We start from the raw sequence: 26,396 nt of genomic DNA on the forward strand, positions 1-26,396 counted from the left end.
CCACCTTTCGTTTCACCAAGACTAAAAAAACAACAAAGATTACGAAAACAGCTTTATAAAAAAACCCCTGACTTTATCATCAGGGGGAAAATATAGTTCACTATTGGTTCGAAACTTCTTGATCCTCTTGCTTCGCTATAAGTACTTCGCGTGGTTTACTTCCCTCATAGGGTCCAACGATACCTCTTACTTCCATTTCATCAATTAATCTAGCAGCCCTCGTATAACCTATTCGAAAACGCCGCTGAAGCATGGAGACGGAAGCTGTTTGCATGTCAACTACTAACTGGACTGCATCATCATATAACTCATCATCGACATCATGAGAAGCTACACTTTCTCCTTCTTGTGGCATCATTTCTTCTGCGTATTGCGCCTTCTGTTGTTCAATACAATGAAATACAACCCGCTCCACTTCATCATCAGAGAGGAAGGCGCCTTGAATTCGAGTCGCCTTATTAGCACCTACAGGTAAAAAGAGCATATCCCCTTTTCCTAATAATTTCTCTGCTCCGTTTCCATCTAATATCGTTCTGGAATCAGTTGAACTAGAAACACCAAAAGCAATTCTAGACGGGATGTTTGCTTTAATAACACCTGTAATAACATCGACGGAAGGACGTTGTGTCGCAATGATTAAATGGATACCCGCTGCCCGTGCCATTTGTGCTAGCCTAGTGATAGAATCTTCCACATCAGAAGAAGCTACCATCATTAAATCAGCAAGCTCGTCCACAATAACGACAATATAAGGTAAAGGTTGATGTTGGTCTCCTTCTTCCTTACTGTCATTTTCACGTTTAATATGCATGTTATACCCTTCAATATTACGTGTACCCGAATATGCAAACAATTCATACCGGCGTTCCATTTCATTGACAACTTTTTTTAACGCCTGAGACGCCTTTTTAGGATCAGTAACTACTGGCGATAGTAAGTGCGGTACTCCGTTATATATATTTAACTCAACCATTTTAGGGTCAATCATCATGAGCTTTACTTCATGAGGTTTACATCGCATTAAAATACTAATGATAATACCGTTTATACAAACACTTTTCCCGCTTCCAGTAGCTCCGGCTACAAGTAAGTGAGGCATTTTATTTAATTCAGCTATTACTGCGTCTCCAGAAATATCTCTACCAAGTCCTATCGCTAGTTTGCTATCTTTCTCTTTCATTACTTGAGATTCAAGAACCTCCTTCAATGTAACGAGTGCTACCTCTTGGTTTGGTACCTCTATGCCAATGGCAGACTTCCCTGGAATAGGTGCCTCCATTCGTATGTCCTTAGCTGCTAGTGCTAATGCCAAATCATCGGTTAAGTTAACGATTTTACTTACTTTTACACCTACACTTGGATAGACTTCGTACTTTGTTACAGATGGACCTAAATGTACTTTTGTTACTTTTGCACTTACGCCAAAACTTTCTAGTGTACGTTCAAGCTTTCGTGCATTTTTTGAAAGCATTGAATGCTCTCTTGATTGGTTAGCTTTCACTGGACTAGCAAGTAAATCTAGAGCAGGTAGCTCATAAAATTCATTTTCCTTCGCACTCACGACTAATGATGTTGTTTCTGGTTTTTCAATATCTACTTCAACTTCCTCTTGCTGTTGTGGTTTCTCCTTTTCTTCTGACACATTATCTTTTAGCGCTATTGATTCTACGTCAATAACTTCTGCGCCACCTTGGTCATTATTATCGTATGCTTTTGCGGAAAAGTGATAAATAATCGGTTCTTCTTCTCCTCCGTCAATAGATTCATCTTGCTTTTTCTTAAGTACTGCTGTTTGTTCATCTTCACGCTTTTGATTCCACTTATTTTTCCATTCAACAATTGTAGTTTTTACATCAATCGCCTGCGTCTTAAACCAATTCGAACATTTTTGCAAAAATGAAGCCGAGCTTCCTCCACTTTTTCTTAATACATCAATAAATGATTTCCCAGTAATAATAACGATCGATGTAATCAATAGTCCAATAGCAAACACCATCGAACCAGCAGAGGAAAAAAGAAAATGTGTGACGGCATATCCTAAAGCACCGATCATACCACCGCCTAAATCATCGATTACTGGCTCTCCTTGTAATTGCATACGGTATAAGTAAAATGTATTTCTAATGACAGAGTGATCTAAAAATTCAGCCTGTGCAGACAATCTATCAAATAATAGTTTATGACTTAATAAAGAGAGTGAAAATACAAATAAATATGTACCGATTAACTTCCTGGACCAAAAGTAAGGAAGCTGGCGTTTTATCATTAAATATAACGAGAAAACACTCAAAAATATAGTTAAAACTACATGGTAGCTTCCAAGGAAGAAGTGAAAAACTTGCATTAACCCTTCTCCGACAACTCCTAATCTAGCAAATGTTATTAACGAAACTATAAATAAAAATAATCCAGTTAACTCAAAAGTCAGCTGCTTTTTCCATTTCCCTGGACTTTTTTTTCTTTTTCTGGCCATTAAAAAAACCACCTCTATATTTATATGGAACAAAAGGTTGTACCATAAGCAGTTACTTATAGGTACAACCTCAAAGCGTTGAGCTTATCGGCCACACTCTAGATAAACGTCATATCCGTATATACTAGTATAGCCCTATTTTTCGTATTTTCTTCATGGACTTTTCCAAAGATAACGAACGCTTGTTTTCATTATTATAGCATAATATTGCTTCCATTTTCCATATGAGGATCATTTTTATGATAATTATTTACTTACAGAAAAAACTTGACCAGGTGCGTATTGAGGATTCAAATATAAATTGGGATCTGATGAAAGTAATCGCACAATACGATAACTCCCTAAACCTCCTTGCCCTTCTTCTACTTTCTCTAATTGCAACTGTCCCCCTGGTATATCGACGTAGGTTTGGTTCGTATAATCTGCCTCATTGATAGGGAAAATCATTTCTTGTGATTGGTAAGTATATAAGATCATTGAATCACATCCTCATTTGAACTTCCCTTTGACTGCTCAATAAGTTCATTTAATTTTTTTATTGCTTGTCCAATTCCTCCTACCTCATTTATTAAACCGTAAGAAACAGCATCCTTTCCGATAACATTCGTACCGATGTCCCGAGTAAGGTTTCCTTTAGAGAGCATTAATTCTTTAAAGTTTTCTTCAGAAATTGATGAATGTCTCGTAACAAAGTTAATTACACGATCTTGCATTTTATCTAAATATTCAAAAGTTTGTGGTACGCCTATGACAAGACCTGTAAGACGAACAGGGTGTATTGTCATGGTAGCAGTTTCTGCAATAAAAGAATAGTTTGCTGCGACTGCTATTGGCACACCTATCGAATGTCCACCACCAAGAACTAATGTAACAGTAGGTTTAGATAAGGAAGATATCATTTCAGACAGTGCAAGACCTGCCTCTACATCACCACCAACTGTATTCAAAATAATTAATAAACCCTCAATTTTAGGATTTTGCTCAGCGGCAACTAGTTGCGGAATAATATGTTCATATTTAGTCGTTTTGTTCTGCGGTGGTAACTGCATATGACCTTCTATTTGGCCAATAATTGTTAGCATATGAATATTTGATTGCTCCATCTGTGGCACATTGGTTTGCCCTAATTGCTGAATTTTATCTAATATTCCTGTTTCCTTTTGCTCTTTTCCTTCTTGGTTAGGATTTGATGCTTGTGGATTGTTAGCAGTTTCATCCATGGCCGATCCACTCCTTTCTTTTTATAGTATGCAGTGGAAAAATGAATTTAATGCAAGGGATGAATGATTACATTTCTTAATATAGAAGCGTGTGGCTCCTACTGTTTTAAAAATTTACCGCAAAAAAACTGACTCTCAACAGGGAAGAGTCAGTTTTCTATGTGTTTATTTATTTTCAAGCAAAGAAGAAATTAAACTACGTTCTTCAGATGTCAGTGGAACTAAAGGTAATCTTACGCCCCCAACGTCAAGTCCAATTAATTGTAATGCAGTTTTTACAGGCGTAGGACTTGGTGCCATAAATAATCCTTTTATGAGTGAAAAGTATTTTTGGTGCATTTCTGCAGCTTCTTTGACATTACCAGATTCATATAATGAAAATATATCTTGAATTTCGTTTCCAATAATGTGACTTGCAACTGATACTACACCAGCTCCTCCAATGGATAAGATTGGTAAAATAAGAGAATCATCGCCAGAATACAAATGAAAGTCCTCATCCGTATTGGCAATAATCCATGTCATTTGGTCTAGATTACCACTTGCTTCCTTCACAGCAACTATATTATCTATTTTAGAAAGTGCAATTACTGTTTCAGCCTCTATGTTTACCATTGTTCTTCCTGGAACATTATAAATCATAATTGGCAATGTCGTTTTCTCAGCAATAGCTTTAAAATGTTCATAAAGCCCCATTTGTGAAGGCTTATTATAATAAGGTGCCACTAACATTACACCATCTACACCAATTTCTTCAGCTTTACGTGTTAACTCCACAGAAGAATATGTGTTATTGGAGCCAGTTCCTGCAATTACACGAATTCTTCCATCAACAACCTTCATTACGTGTCGAAATAGAGCAACCTTTTCCTCCGTTGTTAACGTAGGTGATTCTCCAGTAGTTCCTGCAACTACAACCCCATCAGAACCATTATTTATTAAATACTCGATTAATTTCGTGACTTTTGGGAAATCAACATTCCCTTTTGAATCGAATGGTGTAACCATCGCGGTAACAACACGGCCGAAATCCATAAATACCCTCTCCTTTAATCATCTTTCTCTAGTAAGAACATTTCATGGAGAGCATTGACTGCGTTAATCATATCCTCTCCTCTTACTAATACCCAAATCGTTGTATGAGAATCAGCAGATTGGAGAATTGGAATGTTTTTACTCGTTAACGCTTCAACGATACGCGATGTCACTCCTGGGACTCCTGTCATCCCCGCACCAACAGCTGATACTTTCGCACAGCCCTTTAAAAATTGAGGCTGTAAATCCATCGATTGTAATAGCTCAACAGCACGATCCGAAAGGTCATCACTCACAGTATAGACAACACCCATTGGGTGTATATTTATAAAGTCAACTGAAATCCCTTCATTTGCCATCGCTTTAAAAACTTTGGTTTGTAAATCATAGTCGCCGTCTTCAGCAAAAACTTTTATTTGTGTCACATTGTTGACATGGGCTATTCCGGTAATTGGACGTTCCTCTACATCTCGGCCTACGTTTTGAGAAGTACTGGATGTTATCAATGTTCCTTCTTCCTTTGAGGCAGTTGAGCGTATTCTAATAGGAACCTTTGCTTGCATTGCTACTTCAACTGCTCTAGGATGAATGACTTTTGCACCTTGATAAGCCAAGTTACAAATTTCATTGTATGTGACAACTGATAAGGGCTTTGCTTGATTTACAATTCTAGGATCAGCAGTCATGACACCTTCCACATCTGTGAAAATATCAACTACCTCAGCTTGTAATGCCGCTCCAAGTGCAGTAGCTGATGTATCACTACCACCTCTTCCTAGTGTGGCAGTTGTTCCTTTGGGCGTCTGTCCTTGGAAGCCAGTAACAACGATTACGTCAAAATCCTCCAATGCGTTATTTAAAGCGTCTACTTTCATTTCTACAATCTTTGCATTCGTGTAGTCTTCATTCGTTCTAAAACCAGCTTCGGCTCCTGTCATCGCAAGGGCTTTAATGCCCTTGCTATTTAACAAATTAGAAAAAACAACAGCAGAAATCGTTTCTCCACATGAGGCTAATAAATCTAGCTCACGCTTTGAGACATTGCCTTTATTTCCCTCAACTAGATTTAATAACGTGTCTGTTGCATAGGGATCTCCTTTTCTACCCATAGCGGATACGACAACGACAACTTTATAGCCATCACGTAACGCATCCTCTACATGTTCAGATGCTAATAAACGCGTCTCCGCGGATTTTACTGAAGTTCCTCCAAACTTTTGGACTATAATCTTCATTATTTTATCTATCCACCTTTTTGTTAATAGAAAAGTACTTTCTATTACTTCACCACTTATGTGAGGTAACGAAGGTTCAAGACTTTATAAAACGCATTGCAACTTGATTAAAGAGTACTGATGAAACACTTCCAAATTCATTTACTTTTTTAATAGACCTAGTTTGTCTAAAGAAAAGGCTATTTGAACTGAGTTAAGTGCAGCTCCCTTTAATAAGTTATCAGAAACAACCCATAAATGGAATCCATTATCACGATCTAGATCCTTTCTCACTCTTCCAACGAATACATCATCTTTACCAGCTGCTGTCGTCGCCATAGGATATACTTGGTTAGTCGGATCATCTTGTAGCGTAATACCTTGGGCACCTTCTAGTGCACCATGAATGTCCTTAACGGAAACATTATTTTGCTCTACTTCAATATAAACAGATTCGGAATGTACCGTTTCCACAGGTAATCGCACACATGTAGCAGCAACCTCTAATGTGTTATCGGACATAATTTTCTTTGTTTCGTTTATCATTTTCATTTCTTCAAAAGTAAATCCATTTTCCTGGAATAAATCAATTTGTGGAATTGCATTAAATGCAATTTGATAATGTTTTTTATCCCCACCAACCGGTAATATTTCTGTCTTCACTTCTTCATTGTTCATCACTTGCTTTGTTTGTTCATACATTTCATCAATAGCCTCTGCTCCTGCACCAGAAACCGCTTGATAAGTAGAAACGACTATTTTGTTTAATCCATATGCCTTTCTAATTGGCTCTAAAGCCGCTACCATTTGAATTGTTGAACAATTTGGGTTAGCAATGATTCCTTCATGTTTTTTTATATCATCTTCATTGACCTCAGGTACTACAAGCGGTACGTCTGGATCCATTCGGAAAGCACTCGTATTATCCACAACAATGGCTCCGTGTTTTACTGCTTCTGGAGCAAGTGCTTTTGAAACAGAACCACCCGCACTAAATAAAGCAAGTTGAATCCCTTCAAAAGATTCTGGTGTTGCTTCTTGTACAGTTAATTCCTCTCCTTTAAATACTACCTTTTTCCCTGCAGATCTTTTAGAAGAGAGAGGGAGTAAAGAAGATACTGGAAAGTTTAATCTCTCTAATGTTTTTAGCATTTGTTGTCCTACTGCACCTGTAGCACCTACAACTGCAACTCGATAACCTGTTTCATTCATTACAAAATCCCCTTTCAGATATTAGTCATTCATAGGCTTTCCGTTTATTGACAAGGTTCTCTGCACAATAAATTTTAAAAAAACATAACGTAGTTAAGAATAAATTCTTAACTACGAGAAAGCGAACGAGAAGGTGAGATAGCACTTTATCTCACACCATATATCTATTTTAACAATTGTTAGAGTTTTTTTCACTAATCTTTATATCTTTCTATTAAAACTGGTTGAAATTGTTCATGATTTAAAGCAGATTCTATTGTTTGAGGGATTTTAGTCATATCGGCAACAAGTGAATTAGGCTTTTTATACGGATGATCCTGACCAAATGGCACAAAGAATATATTTTTTGTTGCCATTAGCCTCATCACATTCACACCATTTAAGCCAAGTGCATCATTCGTAGAAATAGCTACAACAACTGGTCCGTGAGTTCTCATTGTTGCTTTAGCAGCCATTAATACTGGTGAATCAGTAAGCGCATTTGCAAGTTTGCTTGTAGAGTTTCCCGTCATTGGTGCAATTACCATACAATCTAATGGGGTTTGTGGCCCAAATGGCTCTGCTTTTGGTATTGTATCTACAATTGGTTCTTTTGTTATTTCCTTAATTTTAGCTATCCAATCTTCACTTTTCCCAAATTTTGTATCCGTAGATTGTACAGTATAGCTTACAAAAGGCGTAACCTTAGCTCCCATCTCTACTAATTGCTTCATAATAGGCAATACTTCATCATACGTACAATGCGATCCTGTTAAACCAAAACCAATATGTTTACCTTTAAGTGACATTACTATTTTCCTCCTCTTTCAACATCCCATTGCTCTTGTAACAAATTACTCAATACACTAGCAATAATCTCCCCAGCTGTTTTTGGGGCAACAATCCCTGGTAACCCAGGTGCTAATAATGCTTTTATTCCCCTTTTCTCTGCGTAGCGAAAGTCTGTTCCACCTGGTTTAGAGGCTAAATCGACAACTAAAGCATGTAGGGGCATTCTTTGCAATACTTTTGGTGAGATAATTGGTGCCGGAATTGTATTAATAACAACGTCAGCACTTTCTGCGCGTGAAAATAAATCATTTACGGTACTACATTTCATCCCCATTTCAAATGCCCTTGCCTTTAAATTCGGTTCATTAGCAATCAATTCTACGTTAGCACCTAAATTTTGGAAGGTTCGTGCAACTGTCATCCCTACTCTTCCTAAACCAGTCACGATTACATTTGCATTGTGGATTGTAATTTCTGTATTTTGAATAACCATCATAACTGTACCTTCAGCAGTTGGTACCGAATTATAAATAGCTACATCATCACGTTCCATTAATTCCACTAACTTGCGACCGCTCTCATTCACCATTATCTTTAGTCGCTCGTTAGAAATACCAGTATACACAACTGTGTTATCTTTCGTTTCCTTTAACCAATCTTCTGTTAATACTGTTTTCTCTCCTGAAAATATTGATTCTATCTCTCCATTGTCATTCATTCCACTCACCGGTAAGATAATCGCATCTACAGTACTCGGATCGATGGTATCAAAGGTACGCTTATTTGCACCAACAAAACCATCGTCTAACTGATCAAATCCTACTAGTGACAATTGAGCATCATGTTCTGAGAGCTTTCTTATAATCTCTAATTGTCTAGCATCTCCTCCAATAACTGCAACGTGCATATCTGTTAACAATGTTTAAATCTCCCCTTCCCTAATTTTGTATTTTGATTGAATAAAGGGGAACTTGCTTGCGATGTGGAACTCACAACATATTATGTGAATGCCTCACTTCGTGTGAAGAAAAGACAAGCTATTTCAATGAATTTTCGTTTAGCATAGTCGGATTAGTTAGTCATCTTATCAGCAACTCTTGACTTTGTTTACAACAAAAAAATGCCCATTGCTGGACATTTAAACTTCAATAATAATCATGTCTTGACCGATTTTTTTTATTTGCTTCCAATATACCGTTACTTCTTTCTCCCGTTTTCCTAGTCCAAACCATTTTAATGTTGGAATAACGAATGCCTCAATTTGACCATTTTTTTCATCAATAATCAAATCAGTTTGCCCTAATACCCCAAGCCTTTCCCCTTTCTGATAATCGATTATTTCTTTGTTACTAATTTCGCTCAATCTCATGAAACTCCCTCCCCAACCTACTTTTTAATACTGTATGAGCAATAAAAAAAAACATGCCTTTTAAGACATGTTTTCATACAGAGTTATATTGTTATTGTATCGCTTTTGGTAAATCCCCTTTAGGGCTAATTACTGTTAAGGAATAGTCTTTCGAAAAAATTTGATCACTTGTTTCCTTGATCATGTCAAGAGTGACTTGATCTATAGAGTGAATGATATCATCAAGACTACGATGACGACCTAATAGCAACTCATTTTTACCATTACGACTCATTCTACTGTTTGTACTCTCAAGTCCTAGCATGAGACTTCCTTTTAATTGCTCTTTCCCGTTTTGAAGCTCTTTTTCTGTCATCCCCTCAGTCTTCACGATATTCACAGTATTCATTAATACTTCAAACAGTTCATCAAGCTGGTTTTGTCCTGTTCCTGCATAAACGGTAACCATTCCTGTATCATGAAAAGCAGAGTGATAAGAAAATACAGAATAAGCCAATCCCCTCTTCTCCCGAACCTCTTGGAAGAGCCTACTGCTCATACTTCCGCCAAGCGTATTATTTAAAAGAATTAAACTATATATTTGTTCATTGTTTAATGGAAATCCTTCGAACCCTATACATATATGAGCTTGCTCTGTGTCTTTCTTTCTTGCGATGCGATCAGAATTAAAAGTAGGCTTATTTAGAGTCTTATTAGATTTTCCTTTTTTCATTTTTGAGAATACTTCCTGAACATATTGAACAAAATCTTCTTCAACATTACCGCAAATAGATATTACTACATTGTCTGCATTGTAATATTGATCCATATATTCAATAAGAGATTCTGCTGAAAACTGAGATAAAGTTTCTTCTGTACCTAAAATCGGATAACCGAGAGGATGTTCACCAAAGCTTGCTTTACTTAATAAATCGTGAACGATATCATCTGGTGTATCTTCATACATTTTGATCTCTTCTAAAACGACGCCCTTTTCCTTGTTTAATTCATTTGTATCAAATATCGAATTAAAATACATATCTGCAAGTACATCTACGGCATGCTTGGCATGTGTATCAAGCACTTTAGAATAATAGCAAGTATATTCTTTTGAAGTAAATGCGTTTACGTGACCTCCTATAGAATCAAACGACTCAGCTATTTGTTGCGCTGTTCTTGATTTAGTTCCTTTAAAGAACATATGCTCCAAAAAGTGTGAAACACCATTTTGCTGCTTCGTTTCAAATCGAGAACCAGTACCGATCCATATACCAATAGCAACAGATCGTACTGTATTATTTGGTTCAAAGACAATACGTAAACCATTATCACTTGTAAATCGTTTAATCACGATGCCCCTCCTAAGTCTGACTATCTTCTGTTTAAGTGTATCCTAGTTTCACTTAGTGTATCACTTAAGGTGCCAATACTTAAATTTTTTTGCTTCATTCCCTCTATCATCATTTCCAATCCTTTTGCAGTCGATGAAGTCGGATGCATTAATATTAACGTACCTTCATCTGTTTTATCGACTACTCTTTGTGCCATACTTGTTGGTTCAGGTTTTTTCCAATCAATAGTATCGACAGTCCATAGTACTGTATACATATCCATTTTATGTGCGATATCTACTACCTCTTGCCTGTAACTACCACTAGGTGGTGCAAACCATTTCGGTTCTACATCTAACGTTTCTTTTATAATATTATTTGTTTTTTGTAGCTCTTCCAATATCCGGTTAGTAGACAAATTTTTCATATTTGGGTGTGAATAAGCGTGATTACCTATCTCATGCCCTTCTTCATGTATCATCTTTGCTAGCTTAGGGTTATTTTTCACCCAAGAACCATCTAAAAAAAACGTAGCTTTCACATCATGCTTTTTCATGATTTCAAGCATTTCTGGTATATACTCATTCCCCCATGCGACATTGACCATGAATGTTACCATAGGTTTTTCGGGGTGTCCACGATAAATAGGTGACGGTGGGAGATCCTTTAGCATCTTCTGTGGCGGGATTTGGTGAAAAACTAATTTGTCTTCTTGGAAATCTCCAAATTCTTTCATTTCTTCATAAGAATCTTGGATATTTACTGACAACCCATTCAAACCAGGTATTGCTTTCCACACTTTATCTACAACAGCATCTTGTGGATCTACTTCATAATCTGCTTGCCTTCTCAGAAGTTCCATATATAAAGGGTCTTCCTCTTTCATCACTGTTTGTGCTTGTTCGCTTAATTCATTTATGTAACCACTCGTTATTGGATTTTGAACACTTCCTAACGAAATTAATAAAATGCACAAAAATGTAGCTACTTGTAAAATAAGTTTCTTTATCATACACTGTCCCCCCTTATCTTTACAATTATGCATAGGGAGGACAAGGTAGAACTATAATCAATGTCTGAGTAAAACTACAAATAAAAAGACTGGGATTGACCCAGTCCCTCATAACAATTATGCTTTTTCGTCGGACAGAAGGACTTTTCTTGATAAATTAACTCGACCTTGGTTATCAATTTCTGTAACCTTAACGAGTATTTCATCACCTAAAGAAACAACATCCTCAACCTTATTTACTCTTTCTTTTGCAAGTTGAGAAATATGAACTAATCCGTCTTTGCCTTTGAATAACTCTACAAAGCAGCCAAATTTTTCGATTCTTTTGACTTTTCCTAAATAAGTTTCTCCAACTTGTACTTCACGTACGATATCCTCGATAATTTGTTTTGCTTTTAAATTCATTTCGTGATTTGCAGATGCGATATACACTTTACCATCTTGCTCAATGTCAATTTTAACTCCCGTATCTTCAATGATTTGATTGATCATTTTTCCGCTTGGTCCGATCACGTCACGGATTTTATCCGGATTTATTGACATCGTTAAAATTTTCGGTGCATATTCATTTAACTCTTCACGCGGTGTAGAAATTGCTGATTCCATACTTTCTAGTATTTTTATTCGACCTTCTCTTGCTTGAGAAAGCGCTTGTTCAAGCACAGCTCTATCTATACCTGATATTTTTATATCCATTTGTATTGCCGTGACACCTTTTTTCGTACCTGCTACTTTGAAATCCATGTCACCTAATGCATCTTCCATTCCTTGGATATCGGTTAAGACAGTGACATCTTCTTCATGCTTTACAAGCCCCATTGCAATACCAGCTACAGGTGCTTTAATTGGTACACCTGCTGCCATCATCGCAAGTGTACTTGCACAAATACTTGCTTGAGATGTTGAACCGTTAGATTCTAAAACTTCTGATACAAGTCTAATTGTATAAGGAAAATCTTCCTCTGATGGAATTACTTGCTCTAAAGCTCTTTCTCCTAATGCACCGTGCCCAATTTCGCGTCGACCTGGGCCACGAATTGGTCCTGTTTCACCGACACTAAAGGATGGAAAGTTATAATGGTGCATAAAACGCTTTGTTTCTTCTATACCTAAACCATCTAAAATTTGCACATCTCCTAATGCCCCTAATGTACAAACACTTAATGCTTGTGTTTGACCACGAGTAAATAACCCTGAACCGTGAGTTCGAGGTAAGATATCTATTTCAGAAGCAAGCGCCCTAATTTCATCTGGCTTTCGACCATCTGGACGTATTTTTTCTTTCGTAATTAAAATACGTACTGTTTCTTTGAATAGCTTGTCCAATACTTCTTTTGCTTCAACAGAACGATCTTCCTCTTCTGTTACGTATTGGTCTAAAATACTGTCCATTACTGCCTTGACGGCATCTTCTCTAGCATGCTTTTCTTCAACTAATGCAGCCGTTTTAAGTTGATTGCCTACTTTATCTCGAATTTCGGCTTCTAGATCAGCATCGACTGTTTTAAGTTGTACTTCCATTTTTTCTTTTCCAACTTTAGATACGATATCTTCCTGGAATGCTATAATGCGTTTAATCTCATCATGTCCATACATTAACGCTTCTAAAATTGTTTCCTCAGGTACTTCCTCAGCTCCTGCCTCAACCATATTGATAGCATCTTTATTACCAGCAACGACAAGCTCGATATCACTAGTCTCAAGCTGTTGCGGTGTTGGGTTAATGATAAATTCACCATCAATGCGTCCAATCGTTACACCTGCAATTGGTCCAGAGAAAGGAATATCTGATACTGACAATGCAAGTGATGAACCGATCATTGCCGCCATTTCAGCAGGTGCATCTTGATCATTACTCATAACGATACTAATCACTTGGACATCATTACGGAAACCATCTGGGAACATAGGTCTAATAGGTCGATCAATAAGCCTACTAGTTAAAACAGCATGGTCACTCGGACGTCCTTCACGTTTAATAAAACCACCTGGAATTTTACCAGCTGCATATAAGCGTTCTTCATAATTTACTGTCAATGGGAAAAAAGGTAAATCCTTTGGTTCTTTTGAAGCGGTAGCAGTAGAAAGTACTGCTGTGTCTCCGTACCGTACTAAGACCGCACCGTTAGCTTGCTTTGCTAATTGCCCGACTTCGATAGTTAAGGTTCGGCCAGCCCATTCCATTGAAAATAATTGTTTTTCTTGATTCATTCTACGAGTACTCCTCTCGTCCTCTTAATCTTCGCCACTATTTTATATTGTTGGCTTATTTTTATGTACTAAACGTGTTGTTATTAGAAAATTTAAATTTCATCTAGAAACTCAGGAATTTCTATCCTTTTCCTAGTGATTATCATATCAAAAAAATCCGTAATTAGAAATACTCATTGACTTTATGAAATAATAAAATATTATTGATATAAAATATAAAAGACACCAAAAAAGCGGGATGACTCCCGCTTTTTTTTATCGACGTAGACCAAGTCTATCGATGAGTTGACGATAACGAGTAACATCTTTGTTACGTAAGTACGTAAGTAAGTTACGACGTTGACCGACCATTTTTAAAAGACCACGACGTGAATGATGATCTTTTTTGTGAGTACGTAAATGCTCGTTTAACGTATTAATTTGCTCAGTTAGGATAGCGATCTGAACTTCAGGAGATCCAGTATCATTCTCATGAGTTTTGAAATCCTGAATAATTTGATTTTTACGTTCTTGTGTTAATGCCATCCGTTCCACCTCCTTATATATAATCCCCATTCGCTGAGCAGACGTTGGTGAATCGTGCTGCCAAGCAATGGTTGTTGAACATAATTAATCTTACTAGTATTTGCGTAATTAATCAAGGATTATTGTAAAATAATGATGAGTTTTCTTTTTGAAAAGGCTCTGTTAAACTTTGTTGTTGATTTTCGCTCCAGATATTCGCTTTCCGCGGACAACGCCTCAGCCCCCTTCGGGGAAAAACACCCCTACGGTGTCTTCAGCAGTTGCTTTTCCCGCAGGAGTCTCATATCCTCCGCTACAATCAATAGGCTAAAAAACAACAGTATACTTTAACATAGCCTTTGAAAAAATTCATTCATATTGTTTACATCGTTTTCCAGCTGTGCTTTTAATTCACCAATGGAATTAAATTTTTTCTCATCTCTTAATTTTGAAAGCCATTGTATCGTCACGGTTTCTCCATAAATGTCATCATTAAAATTAGTAACATGCACCTCAATTGTCGGCTCTCCTTCTCTTAACTTATGAAAGGTAGGCTTATAGCCGACATTGCAAACAGCTTCCTTCCACTCATTATTAACCAAAAGTCTTACAATATATACACCGCTATTAGGGGTAAAGGATCTCTCTTCTAATAATACATTCGCCGTAGGAAAACCTATTGTTCTTCCTCTTTTTTCACCATGAATGACCGTTCCAGAAGTTTCATATGGTCGTCCTAAATAGTCATTAGCACGTTTTAGGTCACCGCATTGTAAAAAATGCCGGATGTTGGTTGAGCTTATTTTTTCACCATTTGCAGACACTTGTCCAACAGTAGTGTACGTCAGCTCATTTCGAGAATGGAACAGCAGTGTCTCCATCGTTCCTTTCCCTAGACGACCGTACGTGTAATCAAAACCAGCTACGACATGTTTTACATTAAGTGCTATTAAGTATTGATCAACAAATTGTTGTGGATTAAGCTCTGCAAATGTTTCATTAAATGTAACAATAAATAAATAATCTATCCCTAATTGCCGAATGAGGGCTTCCTTTTTTTTCATTAACGTCAAATAATATACTTTTTTCTCTTTTCTTAACACTTCTTTTGGATGTGGGAAAAAAGTCATTACTCCAGATCGTAATTGTCTCTTTTTTGCTTCATTTTTTGCTGTCAAAATGACTTCTTGATGTCCTTTATGAACCCCATCAAAAAAACCTAATGCTAAGCATAGTCTAGGCAGATTTTCCAATTGATGCGGATGTGTAATTTGTATCGTCTCCACTATTGCCACCTCAGTTATTATCACGAAGCTACTTTATGTTCATCAAACAGATTTTAGCATTTTTGCTGGCTTTAACATACCAGATCTCTTAGGATGTAATTCATAAAGTGCTAAACATTCTCCTTGTTGATTATACATAGCTATAAGAGGTTCGTCTACATTAATTAACGTATCTGGTAATAGTGCCCCATTCATCACCTTCTGTTCTAGTTCTTGCGGTAATGTTATTTTTGGATAATGACGTAATGCTAGTTCAATTGGCATAAGTACATCGTTTTGCTCGTTTTTTTCTTGTAGCGCTCGTAGTTTATGTAATTCAATACAATCTTCTTTTTTAAATTGTCCAGAAGCTGTACGTGTTAGAGAAGACATATGAGCTGGATAACCAAATTTTTCACCGATCATTACTGATAAAGTTCTAATGTATGTCCCTTTACTACATGTAACTCTAAATCGAAACTTCACATTCTTATCAATTGTTTTTTCAACGGGGGAAACAAGTTCTATATGATATATTGAAACTTTTCGAGACGGTCGATCGATTATTTTTCCCTCTCGAGCATATTCGTATAAACGTTTTCCTTTTACTTTTATTGCCGAATACATTGGCGGTGTTTGCGTAATTTCTCCAATTAAATGATTAAACAGTTCTCGGACATCCTCTTCCCTTATTTTTTCATCTACTTTTTTTTCAGCTACTACTTCTCCAGAAGCATCTTCTGTCGTAGTAGAAAAACCTAATGTTACTTCACCTTCATACGTCTTTTTATCAGCAGTTAAATATTCTACCAATTTAGTGGCACGACCTAAGCAAATGGGTAATACACCATCAACATCTGGATCCAGTGTACCAGTATGTCCCACTCGCTTAGTGTGATATATCTTTTTGACTTCCTTAACAGCATCAAAGGATGTCATACCGCGAGGCTTCCATAAAGGAAGTATTCCAATAGGCTCCTTCATCATGTGCTCCCTCCTTTTTCTATCTGTGAACTGTTATCATCGTCTCGTTTTATAAAAGAAAGAGAGTGTTAGAAAGGAATATGTACCATTCTAAACACCCTCACTTTTTATCATTTACTTATCTTCTTCATTTAGCTTACGGAGTAGTTCTTCAATTCGATTTCCACGTTCAATACTTTCATCAAATTTAAAAGATAAATCGGGTGTTTTACGAAGCTGAATCCGTTTGCCAATTTCAGAGCGTATAAAACCTTTTGCCTTTTCTAAAGCTGCTAACGTGTTTGAACGCTGATCATCATCTCCATATACAGTAATAAAAGCAGTTGCTTGCTGTAAATCACCAGTAACATCAACCGCAGTTACGGTAATAAACCCAACACGCGGATCCTTTATTTCCCGTTGGATAATCTCTGTTATCTCTTTTTTAATTTGTTCTCCTACCCGATTGGCACGAACATTACTCATAAGTATAACACCCCTATCGAATAATAAATCCTCAGTTTTTATAACCACTCCCAATTGATACTTGTGATTTCTGTATCTGGATGGTTATCAATAATGGACACAGCTCTACGAATTTCCGTTTCCGCTTGGGTTCGAGAATTCCCTACAGTCACAATGGACCATTCCGCTCTCTGCCAGACATCTTGATGTGATGATTCTACTATTGACACATTATATCGCTGTTTAGCTTTTGTAATGACACTTTTTAGCACAGATCTTTTATCTTTTAAGTTATGTGCATTCATGATCAACGCTTCAACAACGACTAGGCCAATGATCAACGCTTTATTTCCTCCATGACATAAGCTTCGATGATGTCTCCTTCTTTTACATCATTAAACTTCTCTAAAGTGATCCCGCACTCATAGTTTTGTGCAACTTCTTTTACATCATCCTTGAATCTTCGTAGTGCGTTAATTTCACCCTCAAAGATAACAACACCATCACGAATGAGCCTTACTGTAGAGTCGCGAGTAATTTTACCATCTGTTACGTAAGATCCGGCAATGGTACCAATTTTAGAGACTTTAAAGGTTTGGCGAACTTCCGCTTGACCAATTACCTTTTCTTCGTATTCTGGATCAAGCATCCCTTTCATCGCTGATTCAACTTCATCAATTGCATTATAAATGACGCGGTGAAGACGAATATCTACTTTTTCTTGTTCTGCAGTTCGTTTCGCATTTACATCAGGACGAACATTGAATCCGATAACGATAGCATTAGAAGCACTAGCTAATATAATATCCGATTCAGCTATAGCCCCAACACCAGCGTGAATAATATTTACTTTCACACCTTCGACTTCAATTTTTTCAAGAGATCCTTTCATCGCTTCTGCTGACCCTTGAACATCTGCTTTTACAATTACATTAATTTCTTTAATATCCCCTTGCTGGATTTGTTCAAATAAATCGTCTAAACTAACTTTTGACGTTTCACGTAGTTCGGATTCTCTTTGCTTTACAGCACGAGCTTCACCAACTTGACGGGATTTCTTCTCATCATCAAATGCAACAAATTGATCTCCAGCCTGAGGAACCGCATTTAAACCAGTAATTTCAACAGGTGTGGACGGACCAACAGCCTTTACTCGACGTCCTATATCATTCACCATGGCTCGAACTCGACCGAACGTATTTCCAACCACGACAGGATCTCCTACACGAAGTGTTCCTGCCTGAACGAGTAACGTTGCAACAGGTCCACGACCTTTATCTAATTCAGCCTCAACAACCGTCCCTTTAGCAAGCTTATTAGGGTTAGCTTTTAGTTCTTCTACTTCAGAGACAAGCAAAATCATTTCTAAAAGTTCATCAATGCCAGTACCGTTTAAAGCAGAGACATGAACAAAGATTGTTTCGCCTCCCCATGCTTCTGAAACTAATCCATGCTCTGTTAATTCTTGCATAACACGATCAGGGTTTGCTCCCTCTTTATCAATTTTGTTTACGGCAACGATAATCGGTACCTCAGCAGCTTTCGCATGATTAATCGCTTCGACTGTTTGTGGCATCACACCATCATCAGCTGCAACAACGAGAATAGTAATATCTGTTACTTGTGCACCTCTTGCTCTCATCGTTGTAAAAGCTGCGTGTCCTGGTGTATCAAGGAAAGTTATTTTTTTGCCATTTTCCTCTACTTGGTATGCACCAATATGTTGCGTAATACCTCCTGCTTCACCTGCAGTTACCTTTGTATGTCGAATGCTATCTAAAAGCGTTGTTTTACCATGGTCAACGTGACCCATGATAGTTACAACAGGTGGTCGTTCTTCTAGCTCATTTGGATCGTCATTTTCTTCAAAGTTTTCAAATTCTGTTTCATCAATGACAACTTCTTCTTCCACTTCTATTCCGAAATCTTCAGATAGAAGTTCAATCGCATCTTTATCAAGCTCTTGATTGATTGTTGCCATGACACCTAAAAACATTAATTTTTTTATTACCTCAGATGGCTCTTTATTTATTTTTTCTGCAAATTCTCCAACCGTTATTGGTGTTGTATAAGTAATTTTTGACGGGGTTTCTTTCACGGGAGTCTTCGCCTCCTGTTTCGTTGACTGAGATTTTTGTTTGTCTCCACGTCTATTTTTATTTTTATTCTTATCTTTATTTTTATTTTTATCATGATTTTCTTTCGATTGTTGTTTCTTGGTCGGTTTCTCCTGTTGTTGCTTATTTTTACCTTGTTGCGGAGCGTTATTTTGCTTTCCAGTCGAACCTTGAGTAGTTTTCGTATCTTTTGCTTTCTCTTCTGTTTTTACAGATTGTGAATATGTTTTATCCAACTTTTCAATAGTATCCCCTTGAATTACACTCATATGATTTGCGACTTCAATCCCCATATCTTTTAAATCTTTGATGACTTGCTTACTTGTAACATTTTTTTCTTTCGCATATTCATATATACGTATCTTCCTCATAAACTAACCTCCCACCTTCGTTACCTTCCATCATCCTGAATATTAAAATGGTATGTAAACAAAGTTATTCAATGATCGATCTCATTTTTCTAGCAAATCCAGCATCCTCAATTCCGATGACAACACGTTCCTCTTTTCCAATAGCGCGTCCAATAGATTCGCGGTTACCTTTTATCGCATACGGGATGTTATAGTACTTACATTTATCAGTTACTTTCTTTTTTGTATTTTGAGAAGCATCTTCTGACACAATTACAAAGAAAGACTTTTGCTTTTGTATAGATTTAATAACTAATTCTTCACCAGTTATTAGTTTCCTAGCGCGCGTGACTAAACCTAGAGTCTGAAGCCATTTCTCTTCATTCATGACTTGTTCCCCTTGTTCGCCTCTAAGAGTAGTTCCTCATATAATTGCTCAGGAATATCGACCTTTAAGTGTCTCGCTAATGTATTTTTCTTTTTTGCTTCTTCAATAACAGATTGATCCGAAGAAATATAAGCGCCTCTACCAGACTTTTTGGAAGTATGGTCAAGCAAAACTTCACCTTCTGGAGTACGAACAATACGAATGAGCTCCTTTTTAGGCTTCATATCATTCGTTATCACGCATTTACGCAAGGGGGATTTTTTCTTCCCTTTCATTTATAGCCCTCCTTACTCCTCATGTTCTACATGATCAATTTCTTCAACGTCTTCATCAGTCCAATCCTGTTCTGTATCAGTATTTGAGTTATATAGTCCTAACTCTTCTGCTTCTGATTGACTCTTAATATCTATTTTCCAGCCTGTTAATTTTGCTGCTAGACGAGCATTCTGCCCTTTTTTTCCTATTGCTAATGAAAGCTGGTAGTCAGGAACGATAACCTGTGTCATTTTCTCTTCTTCATTGACAGTTACTTGCACTACATTAGACGGACTTAATGCATTTGCAACATAAACTTTCGGATCTTCCGACCACCTAACAATGTCTATTTTTTCCCCTTTTAGTTCATTCACTATCGTTTGAACTCTTTGACCTTTAGGTCCAACACAAGAACCTACAGGATCAACTTCTGGGTCTTCAGCATGAACTGCAATTTTTGATCGATCTCCAGCTTCTCTCGATACAGACTTGATTTCTACTGTTCCATCATAAATTTCAGGAACTTCTAATTCAAATAAACGCTTTAAAAGCCCCGGGTGTGTTCGCGAAATCATAATTTGTGGACCTTTTGTTGTCTTCTCAACTTTTGTAATATACGCTTTGATTCTGTCATTATGTTTATATGTTTCATTTGGCATTTGTTCACTAACAGGCATAAGTGCCTCTACTTTGCCTAAGTCAACATAAATAAAACGGTGGTCTTGTCTTTGGACAATTCCTGTCATAATATCTTCTTCACGATCGATAAAATCAGAGTAAATAATTCCTCTTTCTGCTTCCCTTACTCGTTGCGTTACGACTTGTTTTGCTGTTTGGGCTGCAATACGCCCAAAGTCTCTAGGTGTCACTTCAATTTCGACGACATCGTCCACGTCGTATTGTGGGTGAATATTTTTAGCTGCTTCTAGCGATATTTCTAACCGAGAATCAAATACTTCCTCTACTACTTCTTTTCTAGCAAATACTCTAATACTTCCTGTATTTCGGTCAATATCAACTCGTACATTTTGGGCTGAATTAAAGTTTCTTTTGTAGCCAGTTATTAAAGCCTGTTCAATGGCCTCTAATATAATTTCCTTATCAATACCTTTGTCCTTTTCAATCGTTGTTAGTGCATCCATGAATTCACTGTTCATGAACTTCTCTTCCCCCTTTCAAGTTTAAAAAACAATAGCTAGTCTAGCTTTAGCAATTTTGTCATATGGCAATTCCACTGTTTTCACTCTTGTTTTCACTTTAGTCTCCATTGATAATATTCCATCATTAAAATGCATCAGTTTACCTTCAAAAACCTTTTCTCCATCTATCGGTGCATAAGTAGTTACATTAATGTACTTTCCAACTGCACGAACAATGTCCTGTTCTGTTTTTAAAGGACGCTCTGCACCAGGTGATGATACTTCTAAGTAGTACATTTGATCAATAGGGTCGTGTTTATCTAACGCTTCACTTAATTGTTCACTCACAGCTGTACAATCGTCAAGATCAACACCACCATCACGATCTATATAAACACGAAGGAACCAGTTCTTTCCTTCTTTTTTATATTCTATATCAACAAGTTCTAGTGACATCTGTTGTAATATTGGCTCCACTAAAACCTCTACTTCTTCACGAATTGACATCATACTTCCCTCCTTCTGAAAACAATAAAATGATATATGACTATTAGTTAATATGTACTATTTTAGATGGTGAACATTTGCCAAATTACTGCCAATATGGAATTGATTACAAAAGAAAGAGTGGGATAAACCCACTCTTGGCGACATCATTATTACTAGTATTTCCATAATACTATAACATAAACCATAAAACCTTGCAAATGAAGGTTTTATTAGCATTTTTTACATGCTTTAGTAAATTCATACGTAACTTATTAAAATAAAGAAAGTTGATTCGAATCAGGGATTCCTTCTAAACAACCATGATCATCTAAGTTCTCTAAAACGGTTTTTGTAATTTTACTTCTTTCTCTCAAATTTTCCTTAGAGAGGAATTCTCCATCCTCTCTCGCCTTTTCAATGTTAATTGCAGCATTTGTCCCTACACCATTTATTGCGTTAAATGGAGGAATAAGTGAATCACCATCAACTATAAATTCTGTTGCCTTTGACTTATATAAATCTACTTTTTTAAAGGACATTCCGCGTTCACACATTTCAAGGGCTAGCTCTAAAACAGTAACAACACTTTTTTCCTTTGGAGTAGCGTCGAGTCCTTTTGCATAAATTTCCTCTATCCTCTTTCGGATAGATGCAGAGCCCTTCACCATCGTATCAATTTCAAAATCGTCCGCACGAACTGTGAAGTATGCAGCATAAAACAAAATAGGATAATGAACTTTAAAGTAAGCAATTCTAACTGCCATAAGAACATAGGCAGCCGCGTGTGCTTTAGGGAACATATACTTAATTCTTAAGCATGAGCCAATATACCAATCCGGCACTCCGTGCTTTTTCATTTCTTCGATCCAATCTTCTTGTAATCCCTTCCCTTTACGTACAAACTCCATAATTTTAAATGCTAAAGAATGTTCGAGCCCCTTATATATTAAATAAACCATAATATCATCACGGCAACCGATCACATCTTTTAGTACGCACGTTCCATTCGCAATAAGGTCAGCTGCATTATTTAACCATACATCCGTTCCATGAGATAACCCCGATATTTGCACAAGCTCACTAAAAGAACTCGGCTTCGTTTCCTCTAACATTTGACGTACAAATCTTGTCCCAAATTCCGGAATGCCGTACGTACCTGTTTTACACATGATTTGCTCCTCTGTAACACCGAGGGACTCCGTACCACTAAATAATTTGTACACCTCAGGATCATCGACTGGAATGTCTTTTGGATCTATGCCACTTAAATCTTGGAGCATCCTAATTACTGTTGGATCATCGTGTCCGAGTATATCTAGCTTTAACAAATTGTCATGGATAGAGTGAAAATCGTAATGTGTTGTTCGCCATTCTGACTCAGCATCATCTGCTGGATATTGAATCGGAGTGAAGTCATAAATATCTAAGTAATCTGGGACAACAATAATCCCTCCTGGGTGCTGTCCTGTCGTACGCTTTACACCAGTACAACCTGAAACTAGGCGGTCAATTTCAGCACCTCGAAGTCTTAGTTGATTGTCATCCTCATATCCTTTAACAAATCCATAAGCCGTTTTTTCAGCAACCGTTCCTATCGTACCAGCTTTATACACATATTCTTCACCAAAGAGCTCTTTCGTATAATTATGTGCAGTAGCTTGGTATTCGCCTGAGAAGTTTAAGTCGATATCGGGTACTTTGTCTCCTTTAAATCCTAAAAATGTTTCAAACGGAATATCTTGGCCGTCTTTATTATATTGGGTTCCGCACTTTTCACATTCCTTATCAGGTAAATCAAATCCAGATCCAACAGAGCCATCGTCAAAAAATACTGAATGGTGACATTCTGGACAAACATAATGTGGTGGAAGTGGGTTTACTTCTGTAATTTCTGTCATCGTTGCTACAAAGCTAGACCCTACCGACCCACGAGAGCCTACTAAATATCCATCATCTAATGACTTCTTTACAAGTTTTTGAGAAATTAAATAAATAACTGAAAATCCATTACTAATAATACTATTTAATTCCTTTTCAAGGCGATCTTCTACTATCTTTGGTAATGTTTCTCCATAAATGCTTCGCGCTCGTCCGTAGCTAAGCTCGCGCATTTCATCATCAGCGCCTTCAATTTTAGGTGTATAAAGATCATCTGGAATTGGTTTAATATCGTCGATTTCATTTGCAACAGCAACTGTATTTGTTATTACAATTTCTTTCGCTTTTTCTTCTGGTAAAAAACTAAAACATGACAACATTTCATCAGTAGAGCGGAAATGTACCTTTGGCAGTGACGTTCTGTTTAATGGATTTGCTCCACCTTGTGAAGCAATCAATATTTTTCTATAAATAGCATCTTCTTCGTTTAAATAATGTGCATTTCCTGTTGCAACGACTTTTTTCCCAAGTTTATCTCCAAGATCTATAATTTTTTTTATGATATCCTTTAACGCAAGTTCATCACGTATAATTTCCTTTTCTACTAGATGATTGTAATTACTTGGTGGCTGCACTTCGAGATAATCATAGAATTCCGCTACTTTTTCTACCTCTTCGGGTGATTTTTGCATCATCGCATCAAACACTTCGCCGTTATCACACGCTGAGCCTATCATTAAACCGTCTCGATGCTCTGATAACACCGATTTTGGTATTCGTGGTACACGATAAAAATAATTAATATGAGACAGGGAAACGAGTTTATATAAATTTTTTAACCCCTCTTTTGTTTTTCCGAAGATGATACAGTGATTTGGACGTTGTTTTTTATAATCATCCTTAGAAGTTTGTTCATTTAATTGAAAATGCTTCATGATCCCTTGGCTAGTGGCATCCTTCACCATTTTCCACAATAAATGTCCTGTTGCTTCTGCATCATAAATTGCTCTATGGTGGGCTACTAATTCAATATTAAACTTTTTACATAAAGTATTTAACCGATAATTTTTAAAGGTTGGGTACAGTAATCTACCTAATTCTAAAGTATCAATAACAGGGTTGGTCGCATGTCCATAGCCTATTTTTTGAAAACCAGCGTTAATAAAACCCATATCGAAGCTTGCATTATGGGCTACTAAAGTAGCATCCCCAATCCATTCATGAAAGTCTTTTAATACATCATCAACTTCAGGCGCATTTTCTACCATGTCGTCTGTTATTCCCGTTAAGTCAATAATAAGTGGCGTTAACTTTTCATGAGGATTTGCAAATGACTCAAACCGGTCAACAATCTCGCCATTTTTCACTTTAACAGCAGCTAACTCTATAATCGTATTATATACAGCCGATAGACCAGTCGTTTCAACGTCAAAAACAATGTACGTTTCATCAAGTAAATCTCGGTCAACAGGATTATAGGCAATTGGCACTCCGTCATCAACGAGGTTTGCCTCCACACCATATAATATTTTTACTCCTGTTTTTTTCCCAGCGCTGTATGCCTCTGGGAAAGCTTGTAATACTGCATGGTCAGTAATTGCTATTGCAGGATGCCCCCATTTATTTGCCTGTTCTACATACTTGGATATTGATGTAACGGCATCCATTTGACTCATCGCTGAATGTACATGAAGTTCTACACGCTTTTCCCCGTCAGGTGCTTTATCGATCCGCTGTTTTGGTTTTATCTCCTGTAAGTCACGAGCCATCATCGTTAAGTCTCTAACGAATGTATCGTATTGAATACCTCCCCTAACTTTAAGCCACATGCCTTTTTTAATAGATTGAATAAGAGGTAGATCTTCCTTACCATTAGAAAATATTTTAACAAGGAGGGAGTCTGTATAATCAGTAATCTTAAAAGTCAGAAGTGTGCGACCACTTTTCAATTCCCTCGTTTCAGCAAAGAATACATAACCTTGGACAGCTACTCTTCGTTCTTCTTCTATAATACTTTTTATCGAAGTGATTTCATCTGGTTTGATAGCATGTCCTAAAGTTACTTCTTGTACACCTGACATTTCACTTGTCTGTTCCGCTTGTTTTTTCTTTTCCATCATGGCTTCAACCATTCTAGAATGATCTTCCTCGTTTTTCTTTTCTTCAAATTTTTCTATTTCTTCTTTTGATTCTTTTACAATAGTTTCCACTACTGGTTTACCAAAACCGACTTGCTCAAAGGCGTGTTGTAGAGGTTCTTGGACACGCCGTTGAATCATTTCCCCTTCCGTTTCATTTAGAACAGAAATGATGACTTTCTTTCCTTCTACAGATGGTATTTGATTTTGTAATCGACGAATTAAGCCATTAGTGTGAGACCTTAACTTCTCAACAAAAAACGGCCAATAATCTTTTATATAATTGGATAGATTGATATTTTCAGTATATGCTAACGTAATATCCACTTTCGCAATATGCTCTAAGCGCTTTTGAATGTGAGAGTAAAAAAGCTGAAATACTGGGAATGGTAATATAGAAGGTAAGGAAATATAAAAATGCCATTTTTTTTCATTCTTATAAACTTCTAGCTTTTCAATAGTACCTTCTCGGAAATGTGAATCGATCATTTCTTGCGGAATAGCAATTTGCTCTAATAACAATTGAAGGCGTTGTTTTCTTATTTCACGATCGTCATTCATTTACATCGGCCCCCTTATCATTCATACAAATGAGTTGTGGGTGTCTCAAAAGGAGGC

The 26,396-nt window shown here is 37.0% G+C and carries 23 protein-coding genes; all 23 read right to left on the reverse strand.

The annotated features are described in order from the left end of the window. Positions 1-100: 100 nt before the first annotated feature. Positions 101-2,473: an FtsK/SpoIIIE family DNA translocase gene (locus BCELL_RS12065; protein WP_013489030.1), complete on the reverse strand. Its 2,373-nt coding sequence runs from the start codon at positions 2,471-2,473 to the stop codon at positions 101-103. 246 nt (positions 2,474-2,719) lie between these two features. Next, positions 2,720-2,950 (reverse strand): YlzJ-like family protein, encoded by a 231-nt coding sequence (locus tag BCELL_RS12070; protein WP_013489031.1) that lies wholly within the window; start codon positions 2,948-2,950, stop codon positions 2,720-2,722. Beyond that, complete coding sequence (locus tag BCELL_RS12075; protein WP_013489032.1) at positions 2,947-3,693, reverse strand: ClpP family protease; 747 nt, start codon at positions 3,691-3,693, stop codon at positions 2,947-2,949. The genes BCELL_RS12070 and BCELL_RS12075 overlap by 4 nt, the downstream gene beginning before the upstream one ends. 165 nt (positions 3,694-3,858) lie before the next feature. After that, positions 3,859-4,728: a 4-hydroxy-tetrahydrodipicolinate synthase gene (gene dapA, locus BCELL_RS12080; RefSeq protein ID WP_013489033.1), complete on the reverse strand. Its 870-nt coding sequence runs from the start codon at positions 4,726-4,728 to the stop codon at positions 3,859-3,861. Between the two features lie 14 nt (positions 4,729-4,742). Continuing rightward, positions 4,743-5,963, reverse strand: a complete 1,221-nt coding sequence (gene dapG / locus BCELL_RS12085) for an aspartate kinase (RefSeq protein ID WP_013489034.1) — start codon at positions 5,961-5,963, stop codon at positions 4,743-4,745. A gap of 141 nt (positions 5,964-6,104) precedes the next feature. Continuing rightward, entirely contained in the window at positions 6,105-7,154 is a 1,050-nt protein-coding gene (gene asd / locus BCELL_RS12090; RefSeq protein WP_013489035.1) for an aspartate-semialdehyde dehydrogenase, read from the reverse strand. A gap of 194 nt (positions 7,155-7,348) precedes the next feature. Next, entirely contained in the window at positions 7,349-7,942 is a 594-nt protein-coding gene (locus tag BCELL_RS12095; protein ID WP_013489036.1) for a dipicolinate synthase subunit B, read from the reverse strand. A 2-nt stretch (positions 7,943-7,944) separates the two neighbouring features. Beyond that, positions 7,945-8,844, reverse strand: coding sequence for a dipicolinic acid synthetase subunit A (gene dpaA / locus BCELL_RS12100; RefSeq protein ID WP_013489037.1), 900 nt, complete (start codon positions 8,842-8,844; stop codon positions 7,945-7,947). Between the two features lie 219 nt (positions 8,845-9,063). Beyond that, the gene (locus tag BCELL_RS12105) at positions 9,064-9,294 is read right to left on the reverse strand and encodes a YlmC/YmxH family sporulation protein (protein ID WP_013489038.1); all 231 of its coding nucleotides are present in this window, start codon (positions 9,292-9,294) and stop codon (positions 9,064-9,066) included. A 91-nt stretch (positions 9,295-9,385) separates the two neighbouring features. Next, complete coding sequence (locus tag BCELL_RS12110; RefSeq protein ID WP_013489039.1) at positions 9,386-10,624, reverse strand: M16 family metallopeptidase; 1,239 nt, start codon at positions 10,622-10,624, stop codon at positions 9,386-9,388. 20 nt (positions 10,625-10,644) lie between these two features. After that, a complete protein-coding gene (locus BCELL_RS12115) occupies positions 10,645-11,616 on the reverse strand; it encodes a polysaccharide deacetylase family protein (RefSeq protein ID WP_013489040.1) in 972 nt (323 codons plus the stop codon). Positions 11,617-11,733: 117 nt separating this feature from the next. Next, positions 11,734-13,827, reverse strand: a complete 2,094-nt coding sequence (pnp, locus tag BCELL_RS12120; RefSeq protein ID WP_013489041.1) for a polyribonucleotide nucleotidyltransferase — start codon at positions 13,825-13,827, stop codon at positions 11,734-11,736. 255 nt (positions 13,828-14,082) lie between these two features. Further along, entirely contained in the window at positions 14,083-14,352 is a 270-nt protein-coding gene (gene rpsO, locus BCELL_RS12125) for a 30S ribosomal protein S15 (protein WP_013489042.1), read from the reverse strand. 326 nt (positions 14,353-14,678) lie between these two features. After that, a complete protein-coding gene (ribF, locus tag BCELL_RS12130; protein ID WP_013489043.1) occupies positions 14,679-15,617 on the reverse strand; it encodes a riboflavin biosynthesis protein RibF in 939 nt (312 codons plus the stop codon). A gap of 42 nt (positions 15,618-15,659) precedes the next feature. Next, complete coding sequence (gene truB / locus BCELL_RS12135) at positions 15,660-16,580, reverse strand: tRNA pseudouridine(55) synthase TruB (RefSeq protein ID WP_013489044.1); 921 nt, start codon at positions 16,578-16,580, stop codon at positions 15,660-15,662. Between the two features lie 114 nt (positions 16,581-16,694). Continuing rightward, on the reverse strand, positions 16,695-17,045 hold the full coding sequence (gene rbfA / locus BCELL_RS12140; protein ID WP_013489045.1) for a 30S ribosome-binding factor RbfA: 351 nt from the start codon (positions 17,043-17,045) through the stop codon (positions 16,695-16,697). A 38-nt stretch (positions 17,046-17,083) separates the two neighbouring features. Then, positions 17,084-17,365 (reverse strand): DUF503 domain-containing protein, encoded by a 282-nt coding sequence (locus BCELL_RS12145; protein ID WP_013489046.1) that lies wholly within the window; start codon positions 17,363-17,365, stop codon positions 17,084-17,086. Then, positions 17,362-19,512, reverse strand: coding sequence for a translation initiation factor IF-2 (gene infB, locus BCELL_RS12150; RefSeq protein ID WP_013489047.1), 2,151 nt, complete (start codon positions 19,510-19,512; stop codon positions 17,362-17,364). The genes BCELL_RS12145 and infB overlap by 4 nt, the downstream gene beginning before the upstream one ends. Positions 19,513-19,576: 64 nt before the next feature. Continuing rightward, positions 19,577-19,879 (reverse strand): YlxQ family RNA-binding protein, encoded by a 303-nt coding sequence (locus tag BCELL_RS12155; RefSeq protein ID WP_013489048.1) that lies wholly within the window; start codon positions 19,877-19,879, stop codon positions 19,577-19,579. Next, positions 19,876-20,154: an RNase P modulator RnpM gene (gene rnpM / locus BCELL_RS12160; protein ID WP_013489049.1), complete on the reverse strand. Its 279-nt coding sequence runs from the start codon at positions 20,152-20,154 to the stop codon at positions 19,876-19,878. Before rnpM ends, BCELL_RS12155 begins: the two co-directional genes overlap by 4 nt. 12 nt (positions 20,155-20,166) lie before the next feature. Then, complete coding sequence (gene nusA, locus BCELL_RS12165; RefSeq protein WP_013489050.1) at positions 20,167-21,291, reverse strand: transcription termination factor NusA; 1,125 nt, start codon at positions 21,289-21,291, stop codon at positions 20,167-20,169. A gap of 24 nt (positions 21,292-21,315) precedes the next feature. Next, positions 21,316-21,780 carry a ribosome maturation factor RimP gene (gene rimP / locus BCELL_RS12170; RefSeq protein ID WP_013489051.1) on the reverse strand — a complete coding sequence of 155 codons (465 nt, stop codon included), beginning with the start codon at positions 21,778-21,780 and terminating at the stop codon, positions 21,316-21,318. A gap of 254 nt (positions 21,781-22,034) precedes the next feature. Beyond that, positions 22,035-26,339, reverse strand: a complete 4,305-nt coding sequence (locus BCELL_RS12175; protein WP_013489052.1) for a PolC-type DNA polymerase III — start codon at positions 26,337-26,339, stop codon at positions 22,035-22,037. Between the last annotated feature and the right edge of the window lie 57 nt (positions 26,340-26,396).

Source organism: Evansella cellulosilytica DSM 2522 (assembly GCF_000177235.2).
In the GTDB taxonomy this organism is placed as follows: Bacteria; Bacillota; Bacilli; order Bacillales; family Salisediminibacteriaceae; genus Evansella; species Evansella cellulosilytica.